This is a genomic window from Vibrio bivalvicida (genome assembly GCF_001399455.2).
In the GTDB taxonomy this organism is placed as follows: Bacteria; Pseudomonadota; Gammaproteobacteria; order Enterobacterales; family Vibrionaceae; genus Vibrio; species Vibrio bivalvicida.
The window spans coordinates 1-23832 of record NZ_LLEI02000038.1 but is presented as its reverse complement, the minus strand read 5'-3'; the positions used below and the strand labels follow the sequence as shown (position 1 = coordinate 23832).

The 23832-nt window shown below is 45.2% G+C and carries 23 protein-coding genes, 7 tRNA genes and 1 pseudogene; 10 read left to right on the top strand and 21 right to left on the bottom strand.

Annotated elements, in window-relative coordinates; genetic code table 11:
* The first annotated feature begins 14 nt into the window (after window positions 1-14).
* A tRNA-Asp gene (locus tag APB76_RS14110) sits at window positions 15-91 on the top strand.
* An 869-nt stretch (window positions 92-960) separates the two neighbouring features.
* Here the strand turns inward: APB76_RS14110 and APB76_RS14105 are convergent.
* On the bottom strand, window positions 961-2346 hold the full coding sequence (locus tag APB76_RS14105) for a cation:proton antiporter (protein ID WP_193395087.1): 1386 nt from the start codon (window positions 2344-2346) through the stop codon (window positions 961-963).
* Between the two features lie 91 nt (window positions 2347-2437).
* Here APB76_RS14105 and metH point away from each other — a divergent pair, with 91 nt between their 5' ends.
* Window positions 2438-6115, top strand: coding sequence for a methionine synthase (gene metH / locus APB76_RS14100; protein ID WP_054963579.1), 3678 nt, complete (start codon window positions 2438-2440; stop codon window positions 6113-6115).
* A 63-nt stretch (window positions 6116-6178) separates the two neighbouring features.
* Here the strand turns inward: metH and mgtE are convergent, their stop codons facing one another.
* The 12 genes from mgtE to APB76_RS14040 form a co-directional block, all read right to left on the bottom strand.
* Window positions 6179-7534, bottom strand: coding sequence for a magnesium transporter (gene mgtE, locus APB76_RS14095; RefSeq protein ID WP_054963580.1), 1356 nt, complete (start codon window positions 7532-7534; stop codon window positions 6179-6181).
* Window positions 7535-7646: 112 nt separating this feature from the next.
* The gene (locus APB76_RS14090; protein WP_004409805.1) at window positions 7647-7925 is read right to left on the bottom strand and encodes an HPr family phosphocarrier protein; all 279 of its coding nucleotides are present in this window, start codon (window positions 7923-7925) and stop codon (window positions 7647-7649) included.
* A gap of 3 nt (window positions 7926-7928) precedes the next feature.
* Window positions 7929-8792, bottom strand: coding sequence for an RNase adapter RapZ (gene rapZ, locus APB76_RS14085; protein ID WP_054963581.1), 864 nt, complete (start codon window positions 8790-8792; stop codon window positions 7929-7931).
* Window positions 8792-9238 (bottom strand): PTS IIA-like nitrogen regulatory protein PtsN, encoded by a 447-nt coding sequence (gene ptsN, locus APB76_RS14080; protein ID WP_049845500.1) that lies wholly within the window; start codon window positions 9236-9238, stop codon window positions 8792-8794. The genes rapZ and ptsN overlap by 1 nt, the downstream gene beginning before the upstream one ends.
* Before the next feature lie 4 nt (window positions 9239-9242).
* Window positions 9243-9530 (bottom strand): ribosome hibernation promoting factor, encoded by a 288-nt coding sequence (hpf, locus tag APB76_RS14075; protein ID WP_004748604.1) that lies wholly within the window; start codon window positions 9528-9530, stop codon window positions 9243-9245.
* Window positions 9531-9554: 24 nt separating this feature from the next.
* Window positions 9555-11021 carry an RNA polymerase factor sigma-54 gene (locus APB76_RS14070; protein WP_049845501.1) on the bottom strand — a complete coding sequence of 489 codons (1467 nt, stop codon included), beginning with the start codon at window positions 11019-11021 and terminating at the stop codon, window positions 9555-9557.
* 50 nt (window positions 11022-11071) lie between these two features.
* Window positions 11072-11797, bottom strand: coding sequence for an LPS export ABC transporter ATP-binding protein (lptB, locus tag APB76_RS14065; protein WP_004748600.1), 726 nt, complete (start codon window positions 11795-11797; stop codon window positions 11072-11074).
* Between the two features lie 2 nt (window positions 11798-11799).
* Window positions 11800-12297 (bottom strand): lipopolysaccharide transport periplasmic protein LptA, encoded by a 498-nt coding sequence (lptA, locus tag APB76_RS14060; protein WP_049845502.1) that lies wholly within the window; start codon window positions 12295-12297, stop codon window positions 11800-11802.
* Entirely contained in the window at window positions 12278-12841 is a 564-nt protein-coding gene (lptC, locus tag APB76_RS14055; protein WP_049845503.1) for an LPS export ABC transporter periplasmic protein LptC, read from the bottom strand. The genes lptA and lptC overlap by 20 nt, the downstream gene beginning before the upstream one ends.
* Window positions 12838-13395, bottom strand: coding sequence for a 3-deoxy-manno-octulosonate-8-phosphatase KdsC (kdsC, locus tag APB76_RS14050; protein ID WP_049845504.1), 558 nt, complete (start codon window positions 13393-13395; stop codon window positions 12838-12840). The genes lptC and kdsC overlap by 4 nt, the downstream gene beginning before the upstream one ends.
* Window positions 13395-14360, bottom strand: a complete 966-nt coding sequence (locus APB76_RS14045; RefSeq protein ID WP_054963582.1) for a KpsF/GutQ family sugar-phosphate isomerase — start codon at window positions 14358-14360, stop codon at window positions 13395-13397. The genes kdsC and APB76_RS14045 overlap by 1 nt, the downstream gene beginning before the upstream one ends.
* A gap of 18 nt (window positions 14361-14378) precedes the next feature.
* Entirely contained in the window at window positions 14379-15344 is a 966-nt protein-coding gene (locus APB76_RS14040; protein WP_049845506.1) for a calcium/sodium antiporter, read from the bottom strand.
* Window positions 15345-15587: 243 nt separating this feature from the next.
* On the opposite strand from APB76_RS14040, the gene mlaF reads away from it, so the two are divergent.
* The 8 genes from mlaF to APB76_RS14000 all read left to right on the top strand — a co-directional run bounded on the left by mlaF (window position 15588) and on the right by APB76_RS14000 (window position 21020).
* A complete protein-coding gene (mlaF, locus tag APB76_RS14035; protein ID WP_049845507.1) occupies window positions 15588-16385 on the top strand; it encodes a phospholipid ABC transporter ATP-binding protein MlaF in 798 nt (265 codons plus the stop codon).
* Window positions 16385-17173 (top strand): lipid asymmetry maintenance ABC transporter permease subunit MlaE, encoded by a 789-nt coding sequence (gene mlaE / locus APB76_RS14030; RefSeq protein WP_049845508.1) that lies wholly within the window; start codon window positions 16385-16387, stop codon window positions 17171-17173. The genes mlaF and mlaE overlap by 1 nt, the downstream gene beginning before the upstream one ends.
* A 20-nt stretch (window positions 17174-17193) precedes the next feature.
* Window positions 17194-17670, top strand: coding sequence for an outer membrane lipid asymmetry maintenance protein MlaD (gene mlaD, locus APB76_RS14025; RefSeq protein WP_049845509.1), 477 nt, complete (start codon window positions 17194-17196; stop codon window positions 17668-17670).
* A 10-nt stretch (window positions 17671-17680) separates the two neighbouring features.
* Window positions 17681-18319, top strand: a complete 639-nt coding sequence (mlaC, locus tag APB76_RS14020; protein WP_049845510.1) for a phospholipid-binding protein MlaC — start codon at window positions 17681-17683, stop codon at window positions 18317-18319.
* Window positions 18319-18648: an STAS domain-containing protein gene (locus APB76_RS14015; protein ID WP_049845511.1), complete on the top strand. Its 330-nt coding sequence runs from the start codon at window positions 18319-18321 to the stop codon at window positions 18646-18648. The genes mlaC and APB76_RS14015 overlap by 1 nt, the downstream gene beginning before the upstream one ends.
* Window positions 18641-18895 (top strand): BolA family iron metabolism protein IbaG, encoded by a 255-nt coding sequence (ibaG, locus tag APB76_RS14010; RefSeq protein WP_049845512.1) that lies wholly within the window; start codon window positions 18641-18643, stop codon window positions 18893-18895. The genes APB76_RS14015 and ibaG overlap by 8 nt, the downstream gene beginning before the upstream one ends.
* Before the next feature lie 9 nt (window positions 18896-18904).
* Window positions 18905-20164, top strand: coding sequence for a UDP-N-acetylglucosamine 1-carboxyvinyltransferase (murA, locus tag APB76_RS14005; RefSeq protein ID WP_049845513.1), 1260 nt, complete (start codon window positions 18905-18907; stop codon window positions 20162-20164).
* 115 nt (window positions 20165-20279) lie between these two features.
* The gene (locus APB76_RS14000; protein WP_049845514.1) at window positions 20280-21020 is read left to right on the top strand and encodes a 1-acylglycerol-3-phosphate O-acyltransferase; all 741 of its coding nucleotides are present in this window, start codon (window positions 20280-20282) and stop codon (window positions 21018-21020) included.
* Window positions 21021-21090: 70 nt separating this feature from the next.
* Here APB76_RS14000 and APB76_RS13995 read toward each other — a convergent pair whose 3' ends face one another.
* From APB76_RS13995 to APB76_RS13955, 8 genes and pseudogenes are all read right to left on the bottom strand, one after another.
* Window positions 21091-21822, bottom strand: a complete 732-nt coding sequence (locus tag APB76_RS13995; RefSeq protein ID WP_049845515.1) for an oxygen-binding di-iron domain-containing protein — start codon at window positions 21820-21822, stop codon at window positions 21091-21093.
* Window positions 21764-22431 (bottom strand): annotated as a pseudogene (locus tag APB76_RS13990) (chemotaxis protein). Before APB76_RS13990 ends, APB76_RS13995 begins: the two are co-directional and overlap by 59 nt.
* 305 nt (window positions 22432-22736) lie before the next feature.
* A tRNA-Asn gene (locus APB76_RS13980) sits at window positions 22737-22812 on the bottom strand.
* A 38-nt stretch (window positions 22813-22850) separates the two neighbouring features.
* Window positions 22851-22926, bottom strand: a tRNA-Thr gene (locus APB76_RS13975).
* A gap of 10 nt (window positions 22927-22936) precedes the next feature.
* Window positions 22937-23012: transfer RNA gene (locus APB76_RS13970), tRNA-Asn, on the bottom strand.
* Between the two features lie 21 nt (window positions 23013-23033).
* A tRNA-Thr gene (locus APB76_RS13965) sits at window positions 23034-23109 on the bottom strand.
* 50 nt (window positions 23110-23159) lie between these two features.
* Window positions 23160-23235: transfer RNA gene (locus APB76_RS13960), tRNA-Phe, on the bottom strand.
* A gap of 520 nt (window positions 23236-23755) precedes the next feature.
* Window positions 23756-23831, bottom strand: a tRNA-Asn gene (locus APB76_RS13955).
* Window position 23832 lies beyond the last annotated feature (1 nt).

Here is a 23832-nt window from a genome sequence, read left to right as displayed (position 1 = left end):
AGTCTAACCAGTGCGGAGCGGTAGTTCAGTTGGTTAGAATACCGGCCTGTCACGCCGGGGGTCGCGGGTTCGAGTCCCGTCCGCTCCGCCATTTATTTAGAAACCCAGTCTTCGGACTGGGTTTTGTCGTTTTAAGGCGAAGAAGTTTTCCCTTTCAGGGAACGAGTCCCGGTTGCCCGCAAGCCCGAACTAGGCGTTCCCGCCGTCAGCCACTTATTTAGAAAGCCTAGTCTAACGACTAGGCTTTCGTCGTTTTAGAAGCCCGTTGCTGACGCAACGGGCTTCTTGCGTTTAAAGGAAGGGAGTGGAACGGCCTGCGTCCTCGGGAGCGCTAAGCTTTTGGAACGGGCTACGCCCTATGGAACACTTCGTTTCGGGAAAACGGGATCGGGCTTCGCCCTGCTGGAGTGTTACGGGTTGAGAGCCTAAGATGGACAGCGTTCTTCGAGAGGTAAACTGTCATTCCATAGACTGACGGAGGAAGGAGTAGGGAATCTCTCAAGGTTATCAACTCGCTAGAAGAGATCTCCAACTCACGCATCCCTCGATCTTGAGGACGACAGCAGTAAAAGGAGAGTGGACACTAGGTATCTACCCTTCTATCGTTTCCAGTTTTCCAGTTTTCCAGTTTTCCAGTTTTCCAGTTTTCCAGTTTTCCAGCTTTCCAGTTTTCCGTAGGACGAAGTCCGTTCCCGCATCCTAGTATCGTTGTCCAACACAGCTGCTGACCTTCTATTATTGCGACACCTGTTACATCTCTGCAGGGCTTATGGAGGCTCCAGTCATCACCTTATGCGTTGCACTTTCTAGTATTATCGTAAACAAACCATGTAAATCGAGGATGAAACCAGTCACGGAAAATACTCACAAGTAGCTCTAGGTTACCCATGATCCAAAAGCTCTAGATACTAAAAAGGCAGCTTTGTTAGCTGCCTTCACGTTATAGATGTTTCGAAAATCCTATTCTTGCTCTGCTTCTTTATTTTCGGAATCCATCTCTCTTTGTGCGAGCTTGGCTTTTTCGATTATGGGAGTAATGGTTGAGCCTTGGATTAAGATGGAGAACACCACTACCGAGTAGGTCATGACTAGGACAATCTCTTTTACATCGATCAGTTTATCTTGAATGACCCAGATACCAGACGGAATTGACAACGCCATTGCTAACGCCAATCCACCTCTTAGCCCACCCCAAGTAAGAATCTTGACTGACCAAGGGTTATACTTACGGAAACGTTTAAAGCCAATGTATGACATGAATACACTTAGGTAACGGGCTGATAATACCAGAGGGACTGAGAAAGCCATTAGAATCCAGTCTTCTTTATGGAATTCAAACAGCAGCATTGACATACCGATCAGGAGGAATAGAACTCCGTTTAGGAACTCATCAACGAGTTCCCAGAAGTGATCTAGGTGATCTTCACTCTCTTTGGAGAAACCGATGAATCTTGTCCAGTTACCAATCATTATCCCCGACACGACCATAGCTAATGGTCCAGAAACATGCAGAACTTCGGCGAAGGCATAACCAGCCGTTGGTATACCAATAGTCAGTAGTAACTCCATTGAATGGTCGTCTGTTGAGCTGATGAGATAATGGAACAATAGACCTAAAGCAAAGCCGTATAAGATGCCGCCTAGTGCTTCTTGGATAAAGAGTAGGGTTACACTGCCAACGGTAGGAGCTTCAGTACCAAATGCGATGGTAAAAATGGTGACAAAAATAACCAAGCCGAATCCATCATTAAAAAGAGACTCGCCCTCTATTTGAGTCGAGATGCGTTTAGGAGCATCTAGCTTTTTAACGATAGCAAGGACAGCAATCGGGTCAGTTGGTGAAATAAGAGCACCAAACAGTAGACAGTAGACTAAGTCGAACTGGATGCCGATGAACTGACAAAAACCATAGAGCACAAAGCCGATAAAGAAAGTCGAGAATAGTGTTGCGCCAAGTGCTAGAGCGGTGATTTCCCACTTTTGATCTTTGAGGTTTGGTAATTTGATACCCAAACCACCGGCAAACAGAAGAAAGCCTAAGATGCCTTTAAGCAGAAAATCTTCAAAGTTGATGCTAGCAACTGTGTTTGATGCAATTTCTGACAAATGAAACCAATCGTTTTGGCCAGCGACTAGGATCAAAAGCGATAGCATCATCGACCCTGCAGTAATGGCGATAGTAGTTTGCATTTTACCTATCTTGCTGTTTACAAAAGCAATCAACATAGCAGCTGCGGATAAGAAGCAGAGTGTGTAATAGACCGACATTGGAATCTCGACATGTAACAAATTATGAATAGGAATTTTCTGCCTACTATGTATAAATAGCAAACACTTTTTTGTCATAACTAAGTCATCAATTAACTCTTTTAGACGTCTAGACTCCTTTTTGATCTGTGATAGGATGGAGTGATAACTAAAGGAATGAGGCTGTACCGTGGGAAGTAATGTAAGGCAACAGATTGAAGCTCAATTAAAACAACGTATCTTGTTGATCGATGGTGGTATGGGCACCATGATTCAAGATTACAAATTGGAAGAGCAAGATTATCGAGGTGAGCGCTTTGCTGACTGGCATTGCGATTTAAAAGGCAATAACGACTTACTTGTTCTTTCTCAGCCTCAGCTTATTAAAGATATTCATTCTGCATATCTAGAGGCAGGCGCGGATATTCTCGAAACTAACACCTTCAACGCAACCACTATTGCAATGGCTGACTATGAAATGGAAAGCCTTAGTGAAGAGATAAACTTCGAAGCAGCCAAACTTGCGCGACAAGCCGCCGATGAATGGACAGCGAAAACGCCTGATAAGCCACGCTATGTTGCCGGTGTGTTAGGGCCAACTAACCGCACATGTTCTATTTCACCCGATGTAAACGATCCAGGTTACCGAAATGTCAGTTTTGATGAGTTAGTTGAAGCATACTCAGAGTCGACTCGCGCACTTATCAAAGGTGGTTCTGATTTAATCTTGATCGAGACTATTTTTGATACATTGAATGCTAAAGCCTGTGCTTTTGCCGTCGACAGTGTATTTGAAGAAGTAGGTATCGCTCTGCCCGTGATGATTTCAGGGACGATTACCGACGCATCTGGTCGAACGCTTTCTGGTCAAACAACCGAAGCGTTCTACAACTCTCTTCGCCACGTCAATCCAATCTCATTTGGTTTGAACTGTGCATTAGGCCCTGATGAGCTACGCCCGTATGTGGAAGAGCTCTCACGTATCTCAGAAACATTTGTTTCAACTCACCCTAATGCAGGTTTACCCAATGCATTTGGTGAATATGATTTATCACCAGAAGATATGGCGTTACATGTCAAAGAGTGGGCAGAAAGTGGCTTCCTTAACCTAATTGGTGGCTGCTGTGGTACTACGCCTGAGCATATTCGCCAAATGGCTAACGCTGTAGAAGACGTGAAACCGCGAACGTTACCAGAGCTTGTCACGGCTTGTCGTCTATCTGGTCTTGAGCCACTGACGATCGAAAAAGAAACCCTGTTTGTCAACGTTGGCGAACGAACTAACGTAACGGGTTCAGCGCGTTTTAAACGTCTTATTAAAGAAGAGCTTTATGATGAAGCGCTAGAGGTTGCACGTCAGCAAGTTGAGAACGGTGCGCAAATCATCGATATCAACATGGATGAGGGCATGCTTGACGCTGAAGCATGTATGGTACGTTTCCTCAACCTGTGTGCCTCTGAGCCTGAAATTTCTAAAGTGCCTATCATGGTCGACTCCTCTAAGTGGGAAGTTATTGAAGCGGGCCTGAAATGCATTCAGGGTAAAGGTATCGTTAACTCAATTTCACTAAAGGAAGGCAAAGAAAAGTTTATTGAGCAAGCTAAGCTAATCCGTCGTTATGGTGCTGCGGTTATCGTCATGGCATTTGACGAACTAGGCCAGGCAGAAACTCGAGAACGCAAACTCGAAATCTGTACTAACGCGTATAACATCTTGGTTGATGATATTGGCTTCCCACCTGAAGATATCATCTTCGACCCGAATATTTTTGCTGTTGCTACTGGTATCGAAGAGCACAACAATTACGCGGTAGACTTTATCGAGGCAGTGGCAGACATCAAGCGTGACCTACCTTACGCGATGATCTCTGGCGGTGTATCTAACGTTTCTTTCTCTTTCCGCGGTAACAACTATGTACGTGAAGCCATCCATGCCGTATTCCTCTATCACTGTTTCAAAAATGGTATGGATATGGGGATTGTTAATGCTGGTCAGCTTGAGATTTACGACAACGTACCCGACAAGTTGCGTGAAGCGGTAGAAGATGTGGTCCTAAATCGACGCGATGATGGTACAGAGCGACTGCTCGATATTGCTGCTGAATATGCTGGTAAAGGCGTCGGAAAAGAAGAAGACGCCTCGGCACTTGAATGGCGCACCTGGTCAGTTGAGAAACGTTTAGAGCATGCACTGGTTAAAGGTATCACTGAGTTTATTGTTGAAGATACTGAAGAGGCGCGAGTTAATGCGAGCAAGCCGTTAGAGGTGATTGAAGGTCCATTAATGGACGGCATGAATGTGGTTGGTGACCTGTTTGGTGAAGGCAAGATGTTCTTACCTCAGGTCGTAAAATCTGCCCGCGTAATGAAACAAGCTGTCGCTCACTTAGAGCCTTATATCAATGCCTCTAAGCAAGCAGGCTCGACGAACGGCAAGATTCTTCTTGCGACAGTGAAGGGCGATGTCCATGATATCGGCAAGAACATTGTTGGCGTTGTTTTACAGTGTAATAACTATGAGATCATTGACCTCGGTGTGATGGTTCCTTGTGAAAAAATCCTTAAAGTCGCGAAAGAAGAGAAGGTTGATATCATTGGCCTTTCTGGGCTAATTACGCCATCGTTGGATGAAATGGTGCATGTGGCCAAAGAGATGGAGCGTCTTGATTTTGACCTGCCACTTCTGATTGGGGGAGCGACAACATCGAAAGCCCACACTGCGGTTAAGATTGAGCAAAACTACCAACATCCTGTTGTATATGTAAATAACGCTTCCCGTGCCGTTGGGGTATGTACCTCACTTCTTTCGGATGAGCTACGTCCTGTTTTCGTCGAGAAAGTCGACGCCGATTACGTACGCGTTCGTGACCAGCATAACCGTAAAAAGCCAAGAACTAAGCCTGTGACTCTCGAACAAGCACGTGCTAACAAAGTCGCAATTGACTGGCATAGTTACACTCCTCCAGAGCCTGCCAAGCCAGGTGTTCATGTATTTGATGATTTTGATGTCGCAACACTGCGTAACTACATTGATTGGACTCCTTTCTTTATGACTTGGTCGCTTGTAGGTAAGTATCCAGCGATTTTTCAGCACGAAGAAGTGGGTGAAGAAGCGAAGCGCCTGTTCAAAGATGCCAACGATCTGCTAGACCGAGTAGAGAAAGAAGGGCTACTTAAAGCACGCGGTATGTGTGCACTGTTCCCTGCTGCAAGTGTTGGTGATGACATTGAAGTTTATACCGATGAGTCGCGCACTGAAGTGGCTAAAGTGCTGCATAACCTGCGTCAGCAAACTGAAAAGCCAAAAGGCTTCAACTACTGCTTATCTGATTATATTGCCCCTAAACAGTCAGGTAAGAAGGACTGGATTGGCGCGTTTGCAGTGACGGGTGGTATTGGTGAGCGCGAACTTTCTGACCAATATAAAGCGGCTGGAGACGACTATAACGCTATCATGATTCAGGCGGTGGCCGATCGCTTAGCTGAAGCGTTTGCTGAGTACTTACATGAACAGGTACGTAAAGAAATCTGGGGCTACTCTGCAGATGAGAGCTTATCGAACGATGAGCTGATCCGTGAGAAGTATCAGGGGATTCGTCCTGCTCCTGGTTACCCAGCTTGTCCAGAGCATACTGAGAAGGGCAGCTTATGGGAGCTACTTAAAGTTGAAGAGACAATAGATATGTCACTAACAACAAGTTATGCAATGTGGCCAGGCGCGTCTGTTTCTGGTTGGTATTTCTCTCACCCAGACTCTCGTTACTTTGCCATCGCTCAGATCCAGCAGGATCAAGCGCAAAGCTACGCGGATCGTAAAGGTTGGGATGTGCTTGAAGCAGAGAAATGGTTAGGGCCCAACCTTAACTAGTTATAAACAAAGAAACAAAAAGCGCAGCTTATAAGCTGCGCTTTTTAGTCTCTGAAAGTCTGATTAAATCATGATAGTTGCGAGTCCAAGGAAGACAGATAGACCGATAACATCAGTAACGGTTGTGAGTGCCATACCCCCAGCCAGTGCAGGGTCGATGTTCATTTTCTTGAGTAGAATAGGGATGGTTACCCCGGCAACACCTGCGACCAGTAAATTGGTCAGCATTGCCGCTGAAATAATACCACCTAACATCCAATTTCCTTTCCAAGCGACAACGATACCACCAATAATCAGTGCCCACATAATACCGTTCAATAGGCCGATAGCAGCCTCTTTCATCAGCAGTTCACGTTTGTTGGAATCACCGATGTGACCAAGTGCTAGACCGCGAATTACGAGCGCTACGGTCTGGTTACCCGCGACACCGCCCATAGAAGGGACTATGGTCATCAAGACAGCAATCGCCGCCATTTGGTCAAGCGTTGCTTCAAACATGTTTGATACAGATGCCGCAGCAAGGGCTGCGAGAACGTTGGCACCTAGCCAGATACTGCGTTTACGCGCTGATTTTACCACGGGGGCGAAGGTATCTTCGTCATCATCCATACCTGCCATACTCATCATTGAGTGTTCAGCGTCTTCACGGATAACATCGACTACGTCATCGATAGTGATACGACCAACCAAGTGTTGGTTCTCATCAATAACAGGGGCTGATACCCAGTTGCGACGTTCAAACAGGCTGGCAATGTCAGAGTCGCTCATAGTGACATCAATGGCTTCATCGGCATCTTCCATGACGTCACTGATCTTAACATCAGGCTGAGTGGTTAGCAGTGTCGTGATGGGCAGTTCACCAATCAGACGGTTTTCTTCGTCAATGACGTATAAAGCATCAGTAGCTTCTGGAAGTTCTCCTTTCATACGCAAATAACGAAGAACAACATCGACATCGACATCACCACGAATGGTGATAACGTCGGTGTTCATCAAACTACCGGCAGTGTCTTCTGGATAAGAAAGGGCGGTTTCAACCAAAAGACGCTCAGCAGTATCCATTTGTGACAATACTTCGCGAGAAACATCATCTGGGAGGCTTCGGAGTACGTAGGCTACGTCATCGGTTTCCATACCTTCCGTTGCTTCAGCAAGCATCTCCGGCGCCATTTTGGACACCAGATCATCTTTAACGTCTTCGCTTAATTCATCAAGAATTTCACCGTAGTCTTCTGGATCGGTGAGTTGCCAAAGAACTTCACGGCTTTTGCGTGGAGAGGCTTCTAAGAGATGGGCAATATCTTCTGGTTCCATGTCTTGCAGTTGGCGACGGACATGGACAAAACGACCATTTTCTAGAGCTTCGGTTACTTCTTGGAGGGCTTGGTGAGCTTGATCGAATTCTATTTGCTCTGCCATTCATTCCCCCTGACTCTCTATGCTTACAATGCTGTGAATAGTAACTTAATTTTAGAATGTATTTAATAAGTTAATGTGAAGGAAGGTAATTTAGTGGTATTTCGTTGGCGAATTACTCGTCTTCGTCAAACTTGTCTTCGATAAGATGGCAAACAGCTTCGAGTGCAGGGTGTGCATCGCTGCCTTCAGCGCTGATAGTGACATGCTCACCTTGTGCTGACTCAAGCATTAATAGGCCCATAACACTATCGGCGGTAGCTTCTTTGCCTTCATGGTTTTGAATAGTAAGAATGGCATCAAAGGATTGAGCCAGTTCGACCAATTTTACAGCAGCGCGAGCGTGGAGACCTAAACGATTTTGGATTAAGACAGTACGGCTTTGCTGCTGCATAAACTATTCCTTATGATTTTTCTCTAATGACGTGTGGCGAATTTGTACTTGATGTCCCATCTCTGCAAAGTATTCGCCGATTTGCTGAGTTAAGTAGACGGAGCGATGTTTACCACCTGTGCACCCAATTGCGACGGTAAGATAGCTGCGATTGTTTTTCTCAAGCATTGGCAACCAGTGCTCAATGAACTTTTGAATTTGCTGCTTGAGGTCCATCACTTCTTGATGGCTTTCTAAGAAGGATTTGATTGGCGCATCTAAACCTGTCAGTGGCCTTAGAGCCGGCTCCCAGTGAGGATTAGGTAGAAAGCGCACATCAAACACGTAGTCGGCGTCACTTGGCAGGCCATATTTAAACCCAAATGACTGGAAGACCATGACCAAGTCTTTGCGTTCACGTCCTTCAACGCGCATACGTACTGTTTCACTTAGCTCATGCAGTGATTGGTTACTGCTGTCGATCACTAAGTCTGCATGCTCTTTAAGTGGAGATAGAATACAGCGCTCTTTTTCTATCGCCTGCTCTAAAGAGGTGTTTTCAATACTGAGTGACAATGGGTGAATACGACGAGTCTCGCTGTAGCGTTTTAGAAGTGTCTCTTTGTTGGCATCTAAAAACAGTACGCTGACATCTGAACTTTTTTTGAGCTTAGTTAATACCGCTTCGACCAGGTTAGGTTCACTCGGTAAGTTGCGAATATCAATGCTAACGGCGACATTTTGCTTGCTGGTTTTTACTGATTTAACGAATGCTTGGAGCATGTCGACAGGAAGATTATCGACACAGTAATAACCAAGATCCTCCAGTACGCGTAAAGCAACACTTTTGCCTGCACCGGATTGGCCGCTAACAACGATAAGGCGCATTATTGATTAACCATTATGTCGTAAAGCTCTTGATCTGACTGAGCTTTACGCAATTGTTTAAGAACTTGTTTGTTGCTTAGACGTTCTGCCATGCTTGAAAGAGTTTTTAAGTGCTCTTTACATTGTGCATCTGGCACGAGTAGAGCAAAAAGTAGGTCGACAGGGCGATTGTCAATGGCGTCAAACTCAACAGGAGCTTCACACTGCAGTAAGACTGCGACTGCTTTATCGCTGGATTGCATACGAGCATGGGGAATGGCTATTCCATTTCCAATGCCAGTACTGCCCATCTTCTCGCGACTGAGCATGCATTCAAAAAGTTCGGTTGAGCTTTGCCCTGTTTGCTCAGCGACAAGTTCACTGATCATTTCAAGGGCTCGTTTTTTACTAGTACATTGAACTGCACTTTTCGTGCAGTTCAATGTAAGGATTTCGCTTAGTTGCATGGTTTTAGTGGGCGTTTAGCTTTTCTTTGTGCTTGTTGAGCTGTCGAACAAGTTTGTCGACGAGCGAATCGATCGCTGCATACATGTTTTCATCATCTGAAGAAGCATGAATTTCAGCTTGATTTACGTGAAGGGTAGCTTCCGCGATTTGACGGAGTTTTTCAACTTTTAATACAACATGAATACTGTTGATGTGGTCAAAAAAGCGTTCGAGCTTTTGAAACTTTTCGTTTACGTAGTCTTGCATTGAATCGGTTAGATCAACGTGGTGGCCATTAATATTGATTTGCATAGACTTTCCTTCTCGGTTGTATGCCTAAAGCAGGCGTTTGCGCTGACTTGAAGGGGCTATTCCTAAAGACTCTCGGTATTTCGCTATCGTCCTACGAGCGACCTGAATCCCTTGGTCAGCGAGTAGAGCTGCAATCTTGCTATCACTGAGTGGCTTTGCGCTGTTCTCTGCAGCAACAAGCTTCTTAATTAGCGCACGGATTGCAGTGGATGAGCACTCTCCGCCATTATCAGTACTGACATGGCTTGAAAAGAAGTACTTCAGTTCAAAAATGCCACGAGGGGTATGCATGTATTTTTGCGTAGTCACCCTAGAAATGGTGGACTCATGCATGTCGACAGCTAAAGCAACATCATTAAGCACCATTGGCTTCATGGCTTCTTCACCATACTCAAAGAAATCGCGTTGATGTTCAACAATACACTTAGCAACTTTGAGCAACGTCTCGTTTCTACTTTCTAAGCTTTTGATTAACCATTTGGCTTCTTGCAGATTACTGCGAATGTACTGGCTATCAGCATTATTGCCTTTACCCAGTGCCGCATATTGCTGGTTGACCTTAAGTTTTGGTACTGAGTCAGGGTTAATCGTCACTACCCACTTGCCATGATCTTTAAATACGGACACGTCTGGGATGACATACTCAGCGTGATCAGGTGCTATGCGGCTTCCTGGTCTAGGATCAAGCTGTTGAATCAGCTTGAGTACTTCACGTAGCTCTGCTTCTTTTAGCTTAGTCTCTTTTATGACTAGCTTGTAATCACGGTTACCTAGTTGGTCAATGTGATCAGTAAGTACTAACTTGGCTTCTGCGAGCCAAGGCGTATCTTCTGGAAATGTGGCAAGTTGGAGCAGTAAACAGTCTTGTAGGTTATTGGAGGCGACACCTAAGGGATCAAATTGTTGAATACGCTTACGTACGGCTTCAATTTCTTCGATCTCAATCTCTTCGTTGTTGAAGCTCTCGAGGATATCTTCGGTTGATACGGTTAGATAGCCATAGTCATCTATCGCATCGATCAGAGCGAGAGCTATGGTGCGGTCTGTTTCACTAAATGGAGTCAGATCTAACTGCCACATCATGTAATCATGCAGCGATTGAGTCGTTTCACCTTGGTACACTGGAGCATCATCATCAAGAGCGATGCCAGTGCTGCCTGTGTTAGCGCTGTAGACATCTTCCCAAGTGGTATCAATTTCAAGATCGTTACTGATTTCAGATTTTTCGATCAGATCAGAGCTGTCTTTTACTTCTGGCTCTGCCGATTCAACAGGTTCGACTGCCGACTCTTTCTCTTCATTGCGGTTAGTTTCATCTCCAGACGGCTCATCACTGGTTTCTTCAACCTCGAGTAGCGGGTTTGAATCCAAAGCTTCTTGAATTTCTTGTTGAAGATCGAGCGTTGACAGCTGCAACAAGCGAATTGCTTGCTGCAATTGAGGCGTCATCGCTAACTGCTGTCCTAGCTTGAGTTGTAATGAGGGTTTCATTCAGTATTACTTGCCTTAATGCTGGAGAATCTTATCGTTCTTCCCTTTAATCATAGACGGAATTGCTCGCCGAGATAAACTTGTTTCACTTGTTCGTTGTTCAGTACTTGGTCTGGCGTACCTTCTGCGATGAGGTGACCTTGGCTTACAATGTAAGCTTTTTCGCACACATCGAGTGTTTCACGAACGTTGTGGTCGGTGATCAATACGCCTAAACCGCGATCTCTTAGATGTTCGATAATCTTTTTAATATCGATAACGGAGATTGGGTCAACACCAGCAAAAGGTTCGTCCAATAAAATGAATTGAGGATTTGCTGCCAACGCACGAGCGATTTCCACACGGCGACGTTCACCACCTGATAATGCCATACCTGCGCTGTGGCGTATGTGCTGAATGTGGAATTCTTCTAACAAATCCTCTAGCTTATCTTGGCGTTCTTCGCGTGTCATTTCTTCACGTGTTTCCAAAACCGCCATAATGTTGTCTTCAACCGACAGTTTGCGGAAAATAGATGCTTCTTGAGGAAGGTAGCCAATCCCCATACGCGAACGACTGTGCATTGGTAAGATACTGATATCTTCCCCATCAATGGTAATCGCCCCTTGGTCACGCGCGACCAGTCCTACGATCATATAGAAGGAGGTGGTTTTACCTGCACCATTCGGGCCCAATAGGCCAACAATCTGGCCAGATTCCACTTGTAAGCTTACATCGGTAACTACTGTGCGGTTACCATAAGTCTTCGCTAAGTGCTCAGCTTTAAGTATTGCCATAATTATTCTTGTACTGCTTGTGGTTGAAGTACGGTCGAGACGCGATCACCTTTCTCTTTACCGTCAGCAATCAGCTTTTGCGATGAGATTTTGTAGCGAATTTTAGTGCCGCGAATCACGCTGTCATCCTGAGAAAGCATCGCTTCATCTATCATGGTTAACTGATCATCAGCCATAACGTAGTACAGCTCTTTGGCTTCGCCGTATAGCGTTTTTCCGTCATCGGTTAATTGCGAAAAAGTTGCTAAATCACCGTATCCTTCAATTTCTTGAATTGAACCATCTTTAGGATCACGGAGGACAATAACTTTGTCAGCATTGATATTGATACTACCTTGCTTGAGTTTTACGTCACCAAGGAAAGTAACTTTATTGCTCTGCATGTCTAGCTGCTGGCTATCAGAGTCGATATAAACCGGTTGGTCTTGGTCGGTTGATAACGCCATTGCTTGACTAGACAGTAATAAACAAGAAATCAGACTAAGGTGTGAGAGTTTCATATCTACTTTGTACTTGATTGTAGAGGGTAGCGTGATTGTCGGCGAAATTCCCCGTCATTGCTTGCCCTACTGTTTCAAATTGAGGCCCAACCATAATTACTTGGTTATCGGCCCAAAAGTCGCGACTGTCTAACTGAATATTCATTACATCAGTGGACAGGGTGTCAAAACCAGAATCAGGTAATAAGTTTGTCGCTAAAACGTCTTCATAGAGCGTCAAAACATGATCTTGGCTTAAAACACCGCGGACTGCTGTCACTTCCCACTCTTGAGTGGTGCCTTCCTTATATACTTTAAGGACTGGTTGATAAAAAATCGTGTCGCCACTTCTTGCAAAGTGATCGAGGTTAACCGATGTTATTACATAGCTGCGAATGCCTTCCTCGTTATACGAGGTGTTAACTAGACCTTCACCACTAAACATCGGGAGCTCTGTATCTGGCTCTACCTGAATATCATAACTCTGCTGCTTATCGAAAAGATAGTAAGCAGACCAGCATATTATGAACGCCAGGATGAGATATCCAATACGAGATAGACTCATATACTTAGACCTTTGTGAACATCGAGTTCGTTTCGTGCTTGTAGAATTAAGTCGCAGACTTCTCTTACTGCTCCATGTCCACCTCGAATAGAGGTCACGTAATTTGCTCGACGCCTTAGTAACGGGTGTCCATCAGCCACACATACTTTTAAAGCGACTTGCTCCATCACTGGCCAATCAATTAGGTCATCACCAATATAGCCAGTTTGCTCAGGTGCGATATCGAGCTTGGTACAAATATCCTGATAGGCTTTGATTTTATCGTCTTGGCCTTGATAGATCAGCTTGATACCGAGCGCCTTCATTCGGTTTTCGACAATTTGTGATCGTCGGCCAGTGATAATGGCGATTTCAATTCCTGCATTCATTAACGATTTTACGCCGTAGCCATCACGAGTGTGAAATGTCTTTAGCTCTTCACCATTGTTGCCCATGTATATTAGGCCGTCAGAGAAGACGCCATCCACATCGCAGATCAGTAACTTAATCTCTTTGGCAACTTCTAGAATGGATTGTTCCACTGGTTGATATAAAGTTTCAATCATTTTCGACATTACATCACTCCAGCTTTTAATAAATCATGCATGTTCAGTGCGCCGACTACCTTGCCATTGTCGCATAAAATCAAGCCACTAATGCTTTTATCCTGCATTAAATTTAACCCTTCAGCCGCAAGCATATTCGGCGTTGCAGTGGTTGGATTAACTGTCATTACTTCACCAATGAGGGAGGTGTGTATATCGATGCGCTTATCCAAGGTACGGCGCAAATCACCGTCGGTGAAAATTCCAATCAGTTGCTGGTGGTCATCTACCACAGCTGTCATGCCAAGTCCTTTTTGGCTGATCTCTAGCAATGCATCACGAACGACAGTACTTGGTGTGACCAATGGCAAATCTTCACCCGTGTGCATGATATCAGACAACTTAAGTAGCAATTTTCTACCTAATGCACCGCCTGGGTGGGAAAGAGCAAAATCTTCAGCAGTAAAACCGCGCGCTTGCATCAGAGCCATTGCTAAAGCATCGCCCATGACCAGTGTTGCGGTGGTACTTGAAGTAGGCGCAAGCTGTATCGGACAGGCCTCTTTTGGCACTGTTATTTGCAGGTGAACATCGGCCAGTTTTGCCATGTTCGACTTTGGCTTGCCTGTCATGCTGATGATTTTTATATTGAGGCGCTTTAATACTGGGAATAGGCCTAATATCTCTCCTGACTCACCAGAGTTGGAAATTGCCAAAACAATATCACCAGGTTCAATCATACCCAGATCACCATGAGCGGCTTCACCGGGATGAACGAAAAAGGAAGAAGTACCGGTACTTGCGAGTGTTGCGGCAATTTTGTTGCCGATGTGACCTGATTTACCCATCCCCATGACTACAACCTTGCCATCTTTATTAGCCAGGATAAGTTCACACGTCTTGATAAAATCTTGGTTTAAATATTGGTCGAGCTGTTCTAGTGCCGCGATCTCGGTTTTTAATACTTCTAGTGCCGCAGAGCGATAGTCAAACATACAGAACTCCGAAAGGGGTTAAGCGGTCATGTTCATAATTAAGTAGGCCTGATAGCCAATAAAGCAGCAAAAAAGAGCTGCACCTTCAAAACGGTTAATGCTACGCGACTTTCCGAGCGCCATAGCGACCAGCAGTAGTGATACGCCTAACATGACCCAAAAGTCACGCCCCATGGCGTACTCACTTAAAATCGAAGGGTTTAGAATGCCAGGAATCCCCATCACCGCAAGAATATTGAACACGTTCGAGCCGATGATGTTGCCGACCGCCATGTCATCTTCGCCTTTCATGACTCCGGCAAGTGAGGCCGCAAGTTCTGGTAAGCTAGTGCCAACAGCGATAATGGTTAAACCTATTACTAGATCGCTCATACCGAAGTATTGAGCGATGATGACGGCATTATCAACCAACTCGCCTGCAGCTAATGGTAAGATAATCAGGCCGATAACCACCCACATCGCCGCTTTAGCATTGCTAACACCTTCTGGGACTTCCGATTCTTGCTCTTCAATAAATGCGTCGCCATTCTTTTTTTCATTACGGCTAATTCTCAGCATAGTGAGGATAAAAGCAGCAAAAAGAGCGAACAGCAGGACGCCCTCGTAGAAACCTAAGTGGCTATCCCACAGTAGTACACCGGCCAGAATAGTCACACCAATCATTAGTGGTAGCTCACGACGAAGTACGCCAGAACTAATAGAAAGGGGCTTAATTAATGCAGTGATACCTAAAATAAGCGCTATATTAGCGATGTTAGAGCCTAACACGTTCCCGACAGCAGTATCTGTTTTTCCGTCGAGCGCCGCTGTCGCTGAAACCATCATTTCTGGCGCTGAAGAGCCCATTGCGAGGATGGTCATACCAATAACAAGAGGGGAAATACCTATGTTACGGGCAAGAGCTGCAGCACCGAAGACGAGTTTGTCGGCGCTCCACACCAAAAATACCAATCCAATTATAAGAAACACAACGGCTTCAAGCATGATGATTCCTAATCAATATACAACGAGAGAATTTAACCGTTAATTTTGACGGTTTGAGGGTAAAAAGAAAAGCAGTTCATTCAATTAATTGTTAACCAAATGCGTAATAGATGAGACTAAGTCAGAGTATACGGGCTATTGCGCCGTAATTCGAATAACTCACAATTAATTGAACAGTGCTTTAAATTCTAATTGAATGTGCTTATGATTGCCCATTCTTAAGGGAACAAATATGAGTCCAGCATGGAATCCGAAGACTTAGTTACCATAAAACAGCTTACGTTTTCTCGTGGAGAGCGTAAGATTTTTGATAACGTCAGTTTACGTGTGCCTAAAGGTAAAGTGACTGCGATCATGGGCCCGTCTGGGATTGGCAAAACAACCTTGTTGCGCCTTATTGGTGGCCAAATTTCCCCTGAAAGTGGTGATATTTGGTTTGATGGTAGCAATATCCCAACTTTAAGTCGTAAAAAACTCTATCAACAGCGCAAAAAGATGAGCATGCTGTTTCAGTCAGGAGCATTGTTTACCGACTTATCTGTATTTGACAATGTCGCTTTCCCACTGCGAGAACATACTGAGTTAGATGAGTCTCTTATACGAACCTTAGTGCTACTCAAATTAGAAGCGGTAGGGCTTCGAGGGGCTGCTCAGTTAATGCCTAGTGAGCTGTCTGGTGGTATGGCAAGACGAGCGGCTCTAGCTCGAGCAATTGCACTCGACCCAGACTTGATCATGTTTGATGAGCCTTTTGTTGGCCAAGATCCGATAACTATGGGCGTGCTGGTGGAGCTGATCCGCAACCTTAATCAAGCACTCGGTGTAACGTCAATCGTGGTCTCCCATGATGTGCCAGAAGTTATGAGTATTGCAGACTGGGTGTATATCTTGGCCAATGGCAAAGTGATCGCCAGTGGTACTCCAGATGAACTGCAGGCCAATACCGATCCGCAAGTACAGCAATTTCTTAAAGGGGATGCAGACGGTCCAGTACCGTTTCGTTTTCCGTCTCAACCTTTAGCTACGGAGCTTTTCTCATAATGGCAAGCTTAGCGAACTTTGTCGCCTCGGTTGGCCGCCGTAGTATGGCAGTATGTGAGTCCTTTGGCCGAGCGAGTTTAATGCTGTTTGGAGCATTGGCAAGTAAGCCACAACCAATCAAGAACTTACCTCTGTTGGTCAAACAGCTTTACAGTGTTGGTGTTCAGTCACTGATTATTATTGTCTTGTCAGGTCTCTTCATCGGCATGGTGCTGAGTCTACAAGGCTATGTCATATTGGTTGATTTCGGTGCTGAAGGTGCTTTGGGCCAAATGGTTGCACTGTCGTTGCTACGAGAACTGGGCCCTGTGGTTACCGCTTTGCTTTTTGCAGGTCGTGCGGGTTCGGCATTGACAGCTGAAATTGGTCTAATGAAGGCGACTGAGCAATTGTCCAGTCTCGAAATGATGGCCGTTGATCCTCTTAAGCGAGTCATTGCACCACGTTTTTGGGCTGGTGTGATTTCGATGCCACTGCTGGCAATGATATTCATGGCGGTTGGTATTTGGGGAGGGCAGCTTGTTGGTGTGGATTGGAAAGGTATCGATCACGGTAGCTTCTGGTCGGCGATGCAAGCCTCTGTCGAGCTTGGACAAGATATCGGCAACAGCATGATCAAGAGCTTAGTGTTCGCGATCACGGTGACTTGGGTTGCTCTTTTCAATGGATACGATGCGATCCCGACTTCAGAAGGGATAAGTCGAGCAACGACTCGCACGGTGGTCCACTCTTCTTTGGCTGTTCTTGGTCTAGACTTCGTACTAACGGCCTTGATGTTTGGTAATTAAATGGTGTTTGGGAACTAATCATGCAACAAACTCGAAAGACTGAATTGTGGGTTGGTAGCTTTGTTCTCGCTGGAATTTGCGCAATTCTGGTGATGATTTTTCAAGTTGCTGACGTAAAGGGGCTTGGCTCCAATGATACTTATACTCTCAAGGCTGAGTTCGATAACATCGGCAGTCTTAAAGTGCGCTCCCCAGTAAAAGTAGGCGGGGTGGTCGTGGGACGAGTGACTGATATTGGTCTGAATAGTGAGTCTTTACTGCCTATTGTGACAATGGCAATTAACAGTACATATAACCAATTCCCAGAGACATCGAGCGTGAAGATTTTAACCTCGGGTCTAATTGGTGAACAGTACCTTGGCTTAACGCCTGGCTTTGTGTTTGAAGATGAACAAATGCTGGTGGAAGGGGACTATATTGAAGACACCAAATCTGCTTTGGTACTCGAGGATTTAATTGGTCAAGTATTATATAGCGTTGGTGGCTCACAAGAGTAGGAAGAAGATTATGTGGAAAAAGTTAGTACTTACTCTGTTTTCAATTGTTTTGGCATTTAGTGCCTCTGCGGAACAAATTGATAAGACTCAGCCTTATCTAATGATGAAGCAAGTATCAGAGCATACTTTTGCACGACTTAAGGCAGAACAGGGTAAGGTTAAGCAAAACCCAGATTATCTAAAAGTGATCGTTGATGAAGAGCTAATGCCATACGTCAATGAGAAGTACGCAGCACTTAAATTGCTTGGCCCTAATCTAAAAGGGGCGAAGCGAGAGGATGTTGGTCAGTTTATCGTCGCATTTCGCTCCTACTTGGTGACGTCTTATGCTCAAGTATTGACTCAATATACTGATCAGACGATTGAGTTTGGCCCAGAGCCAAAGCTAAATTCGAACAGGAGTATTACTAGCATCAAGGTTGATATCGTTGATTCTCCACGACCTAATATCAAGTTGGAATTTAAGCTACGTCGTGACAAGAAAAGTGGCGAGTGGCAAGCATTTGATATGATTGCTGAAGGAATTAGCCTACTGTCTAGCAAGCAGTCAGAGTGGAGTGCTAAGCTTCGTCAAGAGGGTATTTTATCGGTGGCTCAAGAGCTTGAAGGTCTAGCTAAACAGCCGATTCGAATTGAGAGTAAGTCTTAATGGTGGAACCTAAATGGCAACATCATCATGATAGTCAGTACTCGCTAACAGGTGATCTTAATCGAGACTCTGTCCCTTTGTTGTGGCAATCTCTTCAAGCAACTTCATTACCGAGCGAGCAGATAGAAGTCTCGCTAGAAGGGTTGACACGAATAGACTCTGCCGGAATGGTGATGCTAATTCATCTAATTGAGAATGCAAAAAAACAAAACTGTCATATAATGTTCAGTTTCGTGCCGGAACAACTGCGCACATTATTTCAGTTGAGCAATGTCGATGAACTCATTGCTGGGCATTTAAAAAATACTACAGGGGTGAATTGTGGATAGCGCAAAAGTACAACAGATCTTAAACGAAGCACTGAAATTAGAAGAGCTGCACGTCAAAGGCGAAGGCAGTCATTATGAAGTAGTTGCTGTTGATGCTTGTTTCGATGGAATGAGTCGCGTTAAAAAACAACAGCTAATTTATGCTCCACTGATGGAATACATCCAAAGAAATGACATCCACGCCGTCTCTATCAAGGCATTCACTCCAGAAGAGTGGGCTCGTGATAAGAAGTTGATGTCACTGTAAGGTTTAATAATGGAAAAGTTTCGAGTTACGGGTTCTAACAAACCTCTTGTAGGTGAAGTAACCATTTCTGGTGCAAAAAACGCTGCACTGCCAATTTTATTTGCGTCTATCTTGGCTGAAGAGCCAGTTGAAGTGGCCAATGTGCCTCGCTTGCGTGATATCGACACAACTATGGAGCTACTAGAGCGACTCGGTGCTAAAGTCGAGCGCAATGGCTCTGTTCATGTCGATCCAAGCTGCATTAATGAATACTGTGCACCTTACGACTTAGTTAAAACGATGCGTGCTTCAATTTGGGCTTTAGGCCCATTAGTGGCGCGCTTCGGTCAAGGCCAGGTCTCATTACCTGGTGGTTGTGCAATTGGTGCTCGCCCGGTTGATCTGCACATTCATGGCCTAGAACAGCTTGGTGCGACAATCACGCTTGAAGACGGTTACGTTAAAGCTCATGTTGATGGTCGCCTCAAAGGTTCTCACATCGTAATGGATAAAGTGAGTGTGGGTGCGACGATCACTATCATGTGCGCGGCAACGCTGGCTGAAGGTAAAACAGTGCTTGATAATGCCGCTCGCGAACCTGAGATCGTCGATACTGCGGACTTCCTTAACAAGCTAGGTGCAAAAATCTCTGGCGCAGGGACAGATACGATCACAATTGAAGGCGTAGAGCGCCTAGGTGGTGGTAAGCACTCTGTAGTTGCAGATCGTATTGAAACGGGTACTTTCCTAGTCGCGGCAGCGGTATCAGGCGGTAAAGTAACTTGTCGCAATACGAAAGCGCACTTGCTTGAAGCGGTACTCGCTAAGTTAGAAGAAGCCGGTGCACTGGTTGATACAGGTGAAGACTGGATCACTGTCGATATGACGGGCAGAGACCTAAAAGCTGTGACAGTTCGCACTGCACCTCACCCAGGCTTCCCTACGGATATGCAGGCTCAATTCACGCTGCTTAACCTGATGGCAAAAGGCGGTGGTGTCATTACTGAAAATATCTTCGAGAACCGCTTTATGCATGTGCCTGAGCTGATGCGTATGGGCGCTAAGGCAGAGATTGAAGGTAATACTGTTATTTGTGGCGACGTGGACGAATTAAGCGGCGCGCAGGTAATGGCAACTGACCTGAGAGCTTCAGCAAGTTTAGTTATCGCTGGTTGTATTGCTAATGGCGAGACCATCGTTGATCGCATCTACCATATAGATCGTGGTTACGACAAGATTGAAGACAAGCTGTCTGTACTCGGCGCAAATATTGAACGTTTTCGTGATTAGAGATAGAATCAGCTAACGCTTGTAAGCCGAAACGCGAGTTTCGGCTTTTTTATGAATGATAGATCAGTTAGAGTCTGCTCTACTGAATTTTGACTCTCTATTTTGGAGAACCACAATGATTGCACTATTACGTGTATTGGCTGTTGCGATATTTGCAATTGTGATGTTTGTGTTTGGCTGTGGCTACTGCTTATTAAGCCCACGTAATCCAAAGCACGTGTTTACCTTTGGGCGTTATTTCGGAAAGATGTCTAGAGTGTTTGGTATTAAGCTTGAATTACGAATCCCTGAAGATGCTTACAAACGTGGTCAGCATATATATATCGCCAACCACCAGAATAACTGGGATCTATTTACTGTCTCATCTGCTGTGACACCTAAAGTGGTCACGGTAGGTAAGAAGAGCCTCGCTTGGATGCCTCTATTTGGTCAGCTTTACTGGCTAACGGGTAATATTCTTATCGACCGTGCTAACCGTTCTAAAGCGAAAGGCACTATTGATCAGGTCGTTGATAACTTGAATAACAGCGACGTGTCGGTATGGATGTTTCCAGAAGGGACGCGCTCACGTGGTCGCGGATTACTACCGTTCAAAACGGGAGCTTTCCATGCAGCAATCGGCGCCAAGTTGCCGATTATTCCCATTGTATGTAGCTCTACGCGCGGAATTAAGCTTAACCGTTGGAACAATGGTCATGTGATAGTGGAAATGTTACCACCAGTGCAGGTTGATGAATACGCTAAAGAAAACATTCGTGAACTTGCGAATACTTGTCGTGAACAGATGAAAGCTAAGCTAGAATCTTTGGACAAAGAAGTAGCGATGCTGAATCAGCAGCAGGGTGTTAAAGCTTAATCGCTAACTAATACGCATTAGAACAATAGAGAGCCAGTCGTGTAAGCGACTGGCTTTTTGCTTTAGAGCCTTACACTGCAATTCCAACATCCAATTCATCGAGCCAAGCTAAGAAGCACTGAACATTATCACCTCTAAATATCCCTCCGTGCTGTGGGCATATCATATCTATCTCTAGATCACGTACGCGCTCAATCCAAGCGCTTTTGGCTTTATTGGATGGCATCCAGCGACGATGAAAATATTCCATTTTAGGAATGTGCGCCTCAAAATCTTCGACAAATAAAGGAGCGTTTGGTACGTCGAGCGCAGCGCCTATATCGCCAGACATGAGTATCTTGGCTTTACGGTCATACACAGAAAAGTTGCCAGATGAGTGCATATAGTGGGCGGGAATAAATTCGATATCGATACCTGCGAGAGATAAATGCCCACCCTCATCCTTGATCGGTGAAAACGTGATGGACTCCATACCGAAGTGACGAATGAACCCTTCCCATAACCAAGGCGAGTATAAGATCGCGCTAGGTAGTGCTTTGTCCCATAAACCAAGAGAGGAAATAATGTCGGGATCTTGGTGAGAGGCAAACAAATATTTGATGTGATCAGTAGGCACCTCTTTGACGACACTACTCAGCATCGAAGAGAACATTTCGATACCACCAGGATCAAGCAGAATGGCCTGCTGATTGTTGACGATCATGTATTGATTGGTGTCGATGATTTTTTCTGGCTTATGTGGATCACGGGCAAACATTATCCAGCGGTGTTGATCGTCTCTGTATAACACTTTTGATTGCATAGCATTCCTTTACTCGAGTAATGAAAACAGCTTGAGGGATTGAAGAACATGGTTGCGTATTGCTTCCGCAGACTCTTGGACACTTTCCGCAATGGCGTTAAGTTGTCCTTTAAAGCGCTCTTCAACTTGAGAAGCCTCAACGCTAAGTAGTGTTGAGATGATTAGGGCGACTCTAAGCTCGCTATGGAGAATATTGAGTTGGGTATTAAGCTCTTTAGAACCTTGATTAAAGGTCTGGTTAAGTTGCTCTGCCTCTCTATAGCATTGAGATCGTGTGGCATCTAGGCTGTGGAGGTAGGTGGCGTTTTCAGAGCGAGTGTAGACGGTTTCAAAGTGACCAAGAACAGTGCGTGAACGTGCTTCAGCAGTAGCAATTTGGCTTAGTTTTTGCGCTTTTAGGTTGATGCTACTTGAGGCGTTAAGGGTAAGGCGGACTAACTCATCAATCGAATCTGTGATGGGGTGGAAACCTGCGGCACTTTCCCCAGCGCGCAATGCTAAAGCCCGTGCATTACTTGCGACCAGTTGGAGTTGTTTTGCTATCAGCACACCACGATTAAGCTCTGCAGATATTTCCGCAGCAATGACAAACAGTTGCTTCCTAGCCATGATATTTCCTTATAAATATTATGGAGTAAATATAGGAAGTGAAGGTGGCTTTTTCCACTACGGGTTCGGATTTAGTAAGAATGGGGGGGGGGCTTCATCGTGGCTGGTTAGGTTGGAGGCATTGGATTGGGGCAAACTAGGATCAGTAGAAAAGAAAAAGCCTCATCGTGTGATGAGGCTTTTTCTAATATGGCGCCCCTGTAGGGGCTCAACGCGGGCGGCTAGCTCTGAGACATTTACTTGGTACAAGTAAGTCGCAGTTAAAAACGAAAAAAGCCAAGTCTTGCGACTTGGCTTCTTAAATATGGCTCCCCCTGCGGGACTCGAACCTGCGACATACGGATTAACAGTCCGCCGTTCTACCAACTGAACTAAGGGGGAATTATTCGATTAAGAAGATAGCTTCCTAATAAAATAAATGGTGCCGACTACCGGAGTCGAACTGGTGACCTACTGATTACAAGTCAGTTGCTCTACCTACTGAGCTAAGTCGGCACACTAAAAGTGGCTCCTCCTGCTGGGCTCGAACCAGCGACCTGCGGATTAACAGTCCGTCGCTCTACCAACTGAGCTAAGGAGGAATTGTCCATTAAGAAAAGAAATGGTGCCGACTACCGGAATCGAACTGGTGACCTACTGATTACAAGTCAGTTGCTCTACCTACTGAGCTAAGTCGGCGCACTATATTTCTTTTCATGTTGTTGTCTTAGACACCAACAAGTAAATTGTGGTGCCCGGAGGCGGAATCGAACCACCGACACGAGGATTTTCAATCCTCTGCTCTACCGACTGAGCTATCCGGGCGACGAGGTGTATTAAACGGCTTTTCGTGCTTTAGGTCAACATTAAAATGCAAAAAAAATATCGTTTGTTGTTTTTCTATACTTAATGGGCTGTTTTTGTCCATTTGGGATATTAAATGTATAGAGGACAACAGGCGTTATATGCTCTGAGCGGGGAAATAGTCCAGTTTAGACAACAAAAAAGCGCGTGAAGAGGCGCGCTTTTTGCTACTCCAAGCCGAATTAGTGCTTAACAGTAAACTTGCTTACCCAGCTTTCTAGCTCATTAGTTAATTTTGCTAGGCTTTGAGTGCTGTTATGACTCTCAGAAACGACGCCACTTTGCTGCTTCCCATTCTCTTCGACTGCATTGCGCGAGCCTTCTGGCTAACCTCACAAGCAGCAATTTTGAGGTCAGGGCGACTTAATCAAGGCAATAAGTAATATATGAAACGAATGCAGTAGATGCACTTGTGTTTAGAAGTGATTATTTTGAGATAGGAACAAAAAAAGCCAAGTCTTTCGACTTGGCTTCTTGAAAGTGGCTCCTCCTGCTGGGCTCGAACCAGCGACCTGCGGATTAACAGTCCGTCGCTCTACCAACTGAGCTAAGGAGGAA

What these genes read in the sequence shown, in the direction of transcription:
- mlaF (WP_049845507.1), top strand. Translation starts at nt 15,588, where the DNA reads ATGGAATCCGAAGACTTAGTTACCATAAAACAGCTTACGTTTTCTCGT.
- mlaC (WP_049845510.1), top strand. Translation starts at nt 17,681, where the DNA reads ATGTGGAAAAAGTTAGTACTTACTCTGTTTTCAATTGTTTTGGCATTT.
- APB76_RS14000 (WP_049845514.1), top strand. Translation starts at nt 20,280, where the DNA reads ATGATTGCACTATTACGTGTATTGGCTGTTGCGATATTTGCAATTGTG.
- rapZ (WP_054963581.1), bottom strand. Translation starts at nt 8,792, where the DNA reads ATGCGCCTTATCGTTGTTAGCGGCCAATCCGGTGCAGGCAAAAGTGTT.
- APB76_RS14015 (WP_049845511.1), top strand. Translation starts at nt 18,319, where the DNA reads ATGGTGGAACCTAAATGGCAACATCATCATGATAGTCAGTACTCGCTA.
- mlaD (WP_049845509.1), top strand. Translation starts at nt 17,194, where the DNA reads ATGCAACAAACTCGAAAGACTGAATTGTGGGTTGGTAGCTTTGTTCTC.
- APB76_RS13995 (WP_049845515.1), bottom strand. Translation starts at nt 21,822, where the DNA reads ATGCAATCAAAAGTGTTATACAGAGACGATCAACACCGCTGGATAATG.
- mlaE (WP_049845508.1), top strand. Translation starts at nt 16,385, where the DNA reads ATGGCAAGCTTAGCGAACTTTGTCGCCTCGGTTGGCCGCCGTAGTATG.
- APB76_RS14045 (WP_054963582.1), bottom strand. Translation starts at nt 14,360, where the DNA reads ATGTTTGACTATCGCTCTGCGGCACTAGAAGTATTAAAAACCGAGATC.
- lptC (WP_049845503.1), bottom strand. Translation starts at nt 12,841, where the DNA reads ATGAGTCTATCTCGTATTGGATATCTCATCCTGGCGTTCATAATATGC.
- APB76_RS14105 (WP_193395087.1), bottom strand. Translation starts at nt 2,346, where the DNA reads ATGACAAAAAAGTGTTTGCTATTTATACATAGTAGGCAGAAAATTCCT.
- APB76_RS14090 (WP_004409805.1), bottom strand. Translation starts at nt 7,925, where the DNA reads ATGCAGCAGCAAAGCCGTACTGTCTTAATCCAAAATCGTTTAGGTCTC.
- murA (WP_049845513.1), top strand. Translation starts at nt 18,905, where the DNA reads ATGGAAAAGTTTCGAGTTACGGGTTCTAACAAACCTCTTGTAGGTGAA.
- lptB (WP_004748600.1), bottom strand. Translation starts at nt 11,797, where the DNA reads ATGGCAATACTTAAAGCTGAGCACTTAGCGAAGACTTATGGTAACCGC.
- kdsC (WP_049845504.1), bottom strand. Translation starts at nt 13,395, where the DNA reads ATGTCGAAAATGATTGAAACTTTATATCAACCAGTGGAACAATCCATT.
- APB76_RS14040 (WP_049845506.1), bottom strand. Translation starts at nt 15,344, where the DNA reads ATGCTTGAAGCCGTTGTGTTTCTTATAATTGGATTGGTATTTTTGGTG.
- APB76_RS14070 (WP_049845501.1), bottom strand. Translation starts at nt 11,021, where the DNA reads ATGAAACCCTCATTACAACTCAAGCTAGGACAGCAGTTAGCGATGACG.
- hpf (WP_004748604.1), bottom strand. Translation starts at nt 9,530, where the DNA reads ATGCAAATCAATATTAATGGCCACCACGTTGATCTAACCGATTCAATG.
- lptA (WP_049845502.1), bottom strand. Translation starts at nt 12,297, where the DNA reads ATGAAACTCTCACACCTTAGTCTGATTTCTTGTTTATTACTGTCTAGT.
- ptsN (WP_049845500.1), bottom strand. Translation starts at nt 9,238, where the DNA reads ATGCAACTAAGCGAAATCCTTACATTGAACTGCACGAAAAGTGCAGTT.
- mgtE (WP_054963580.1), bottom strand. Translation starts at nt 7,534, where the DNA reads ATGGCAGAGCAAATAGAATTCGATCAAGCTCACCAAGCCCTCCAAGAA.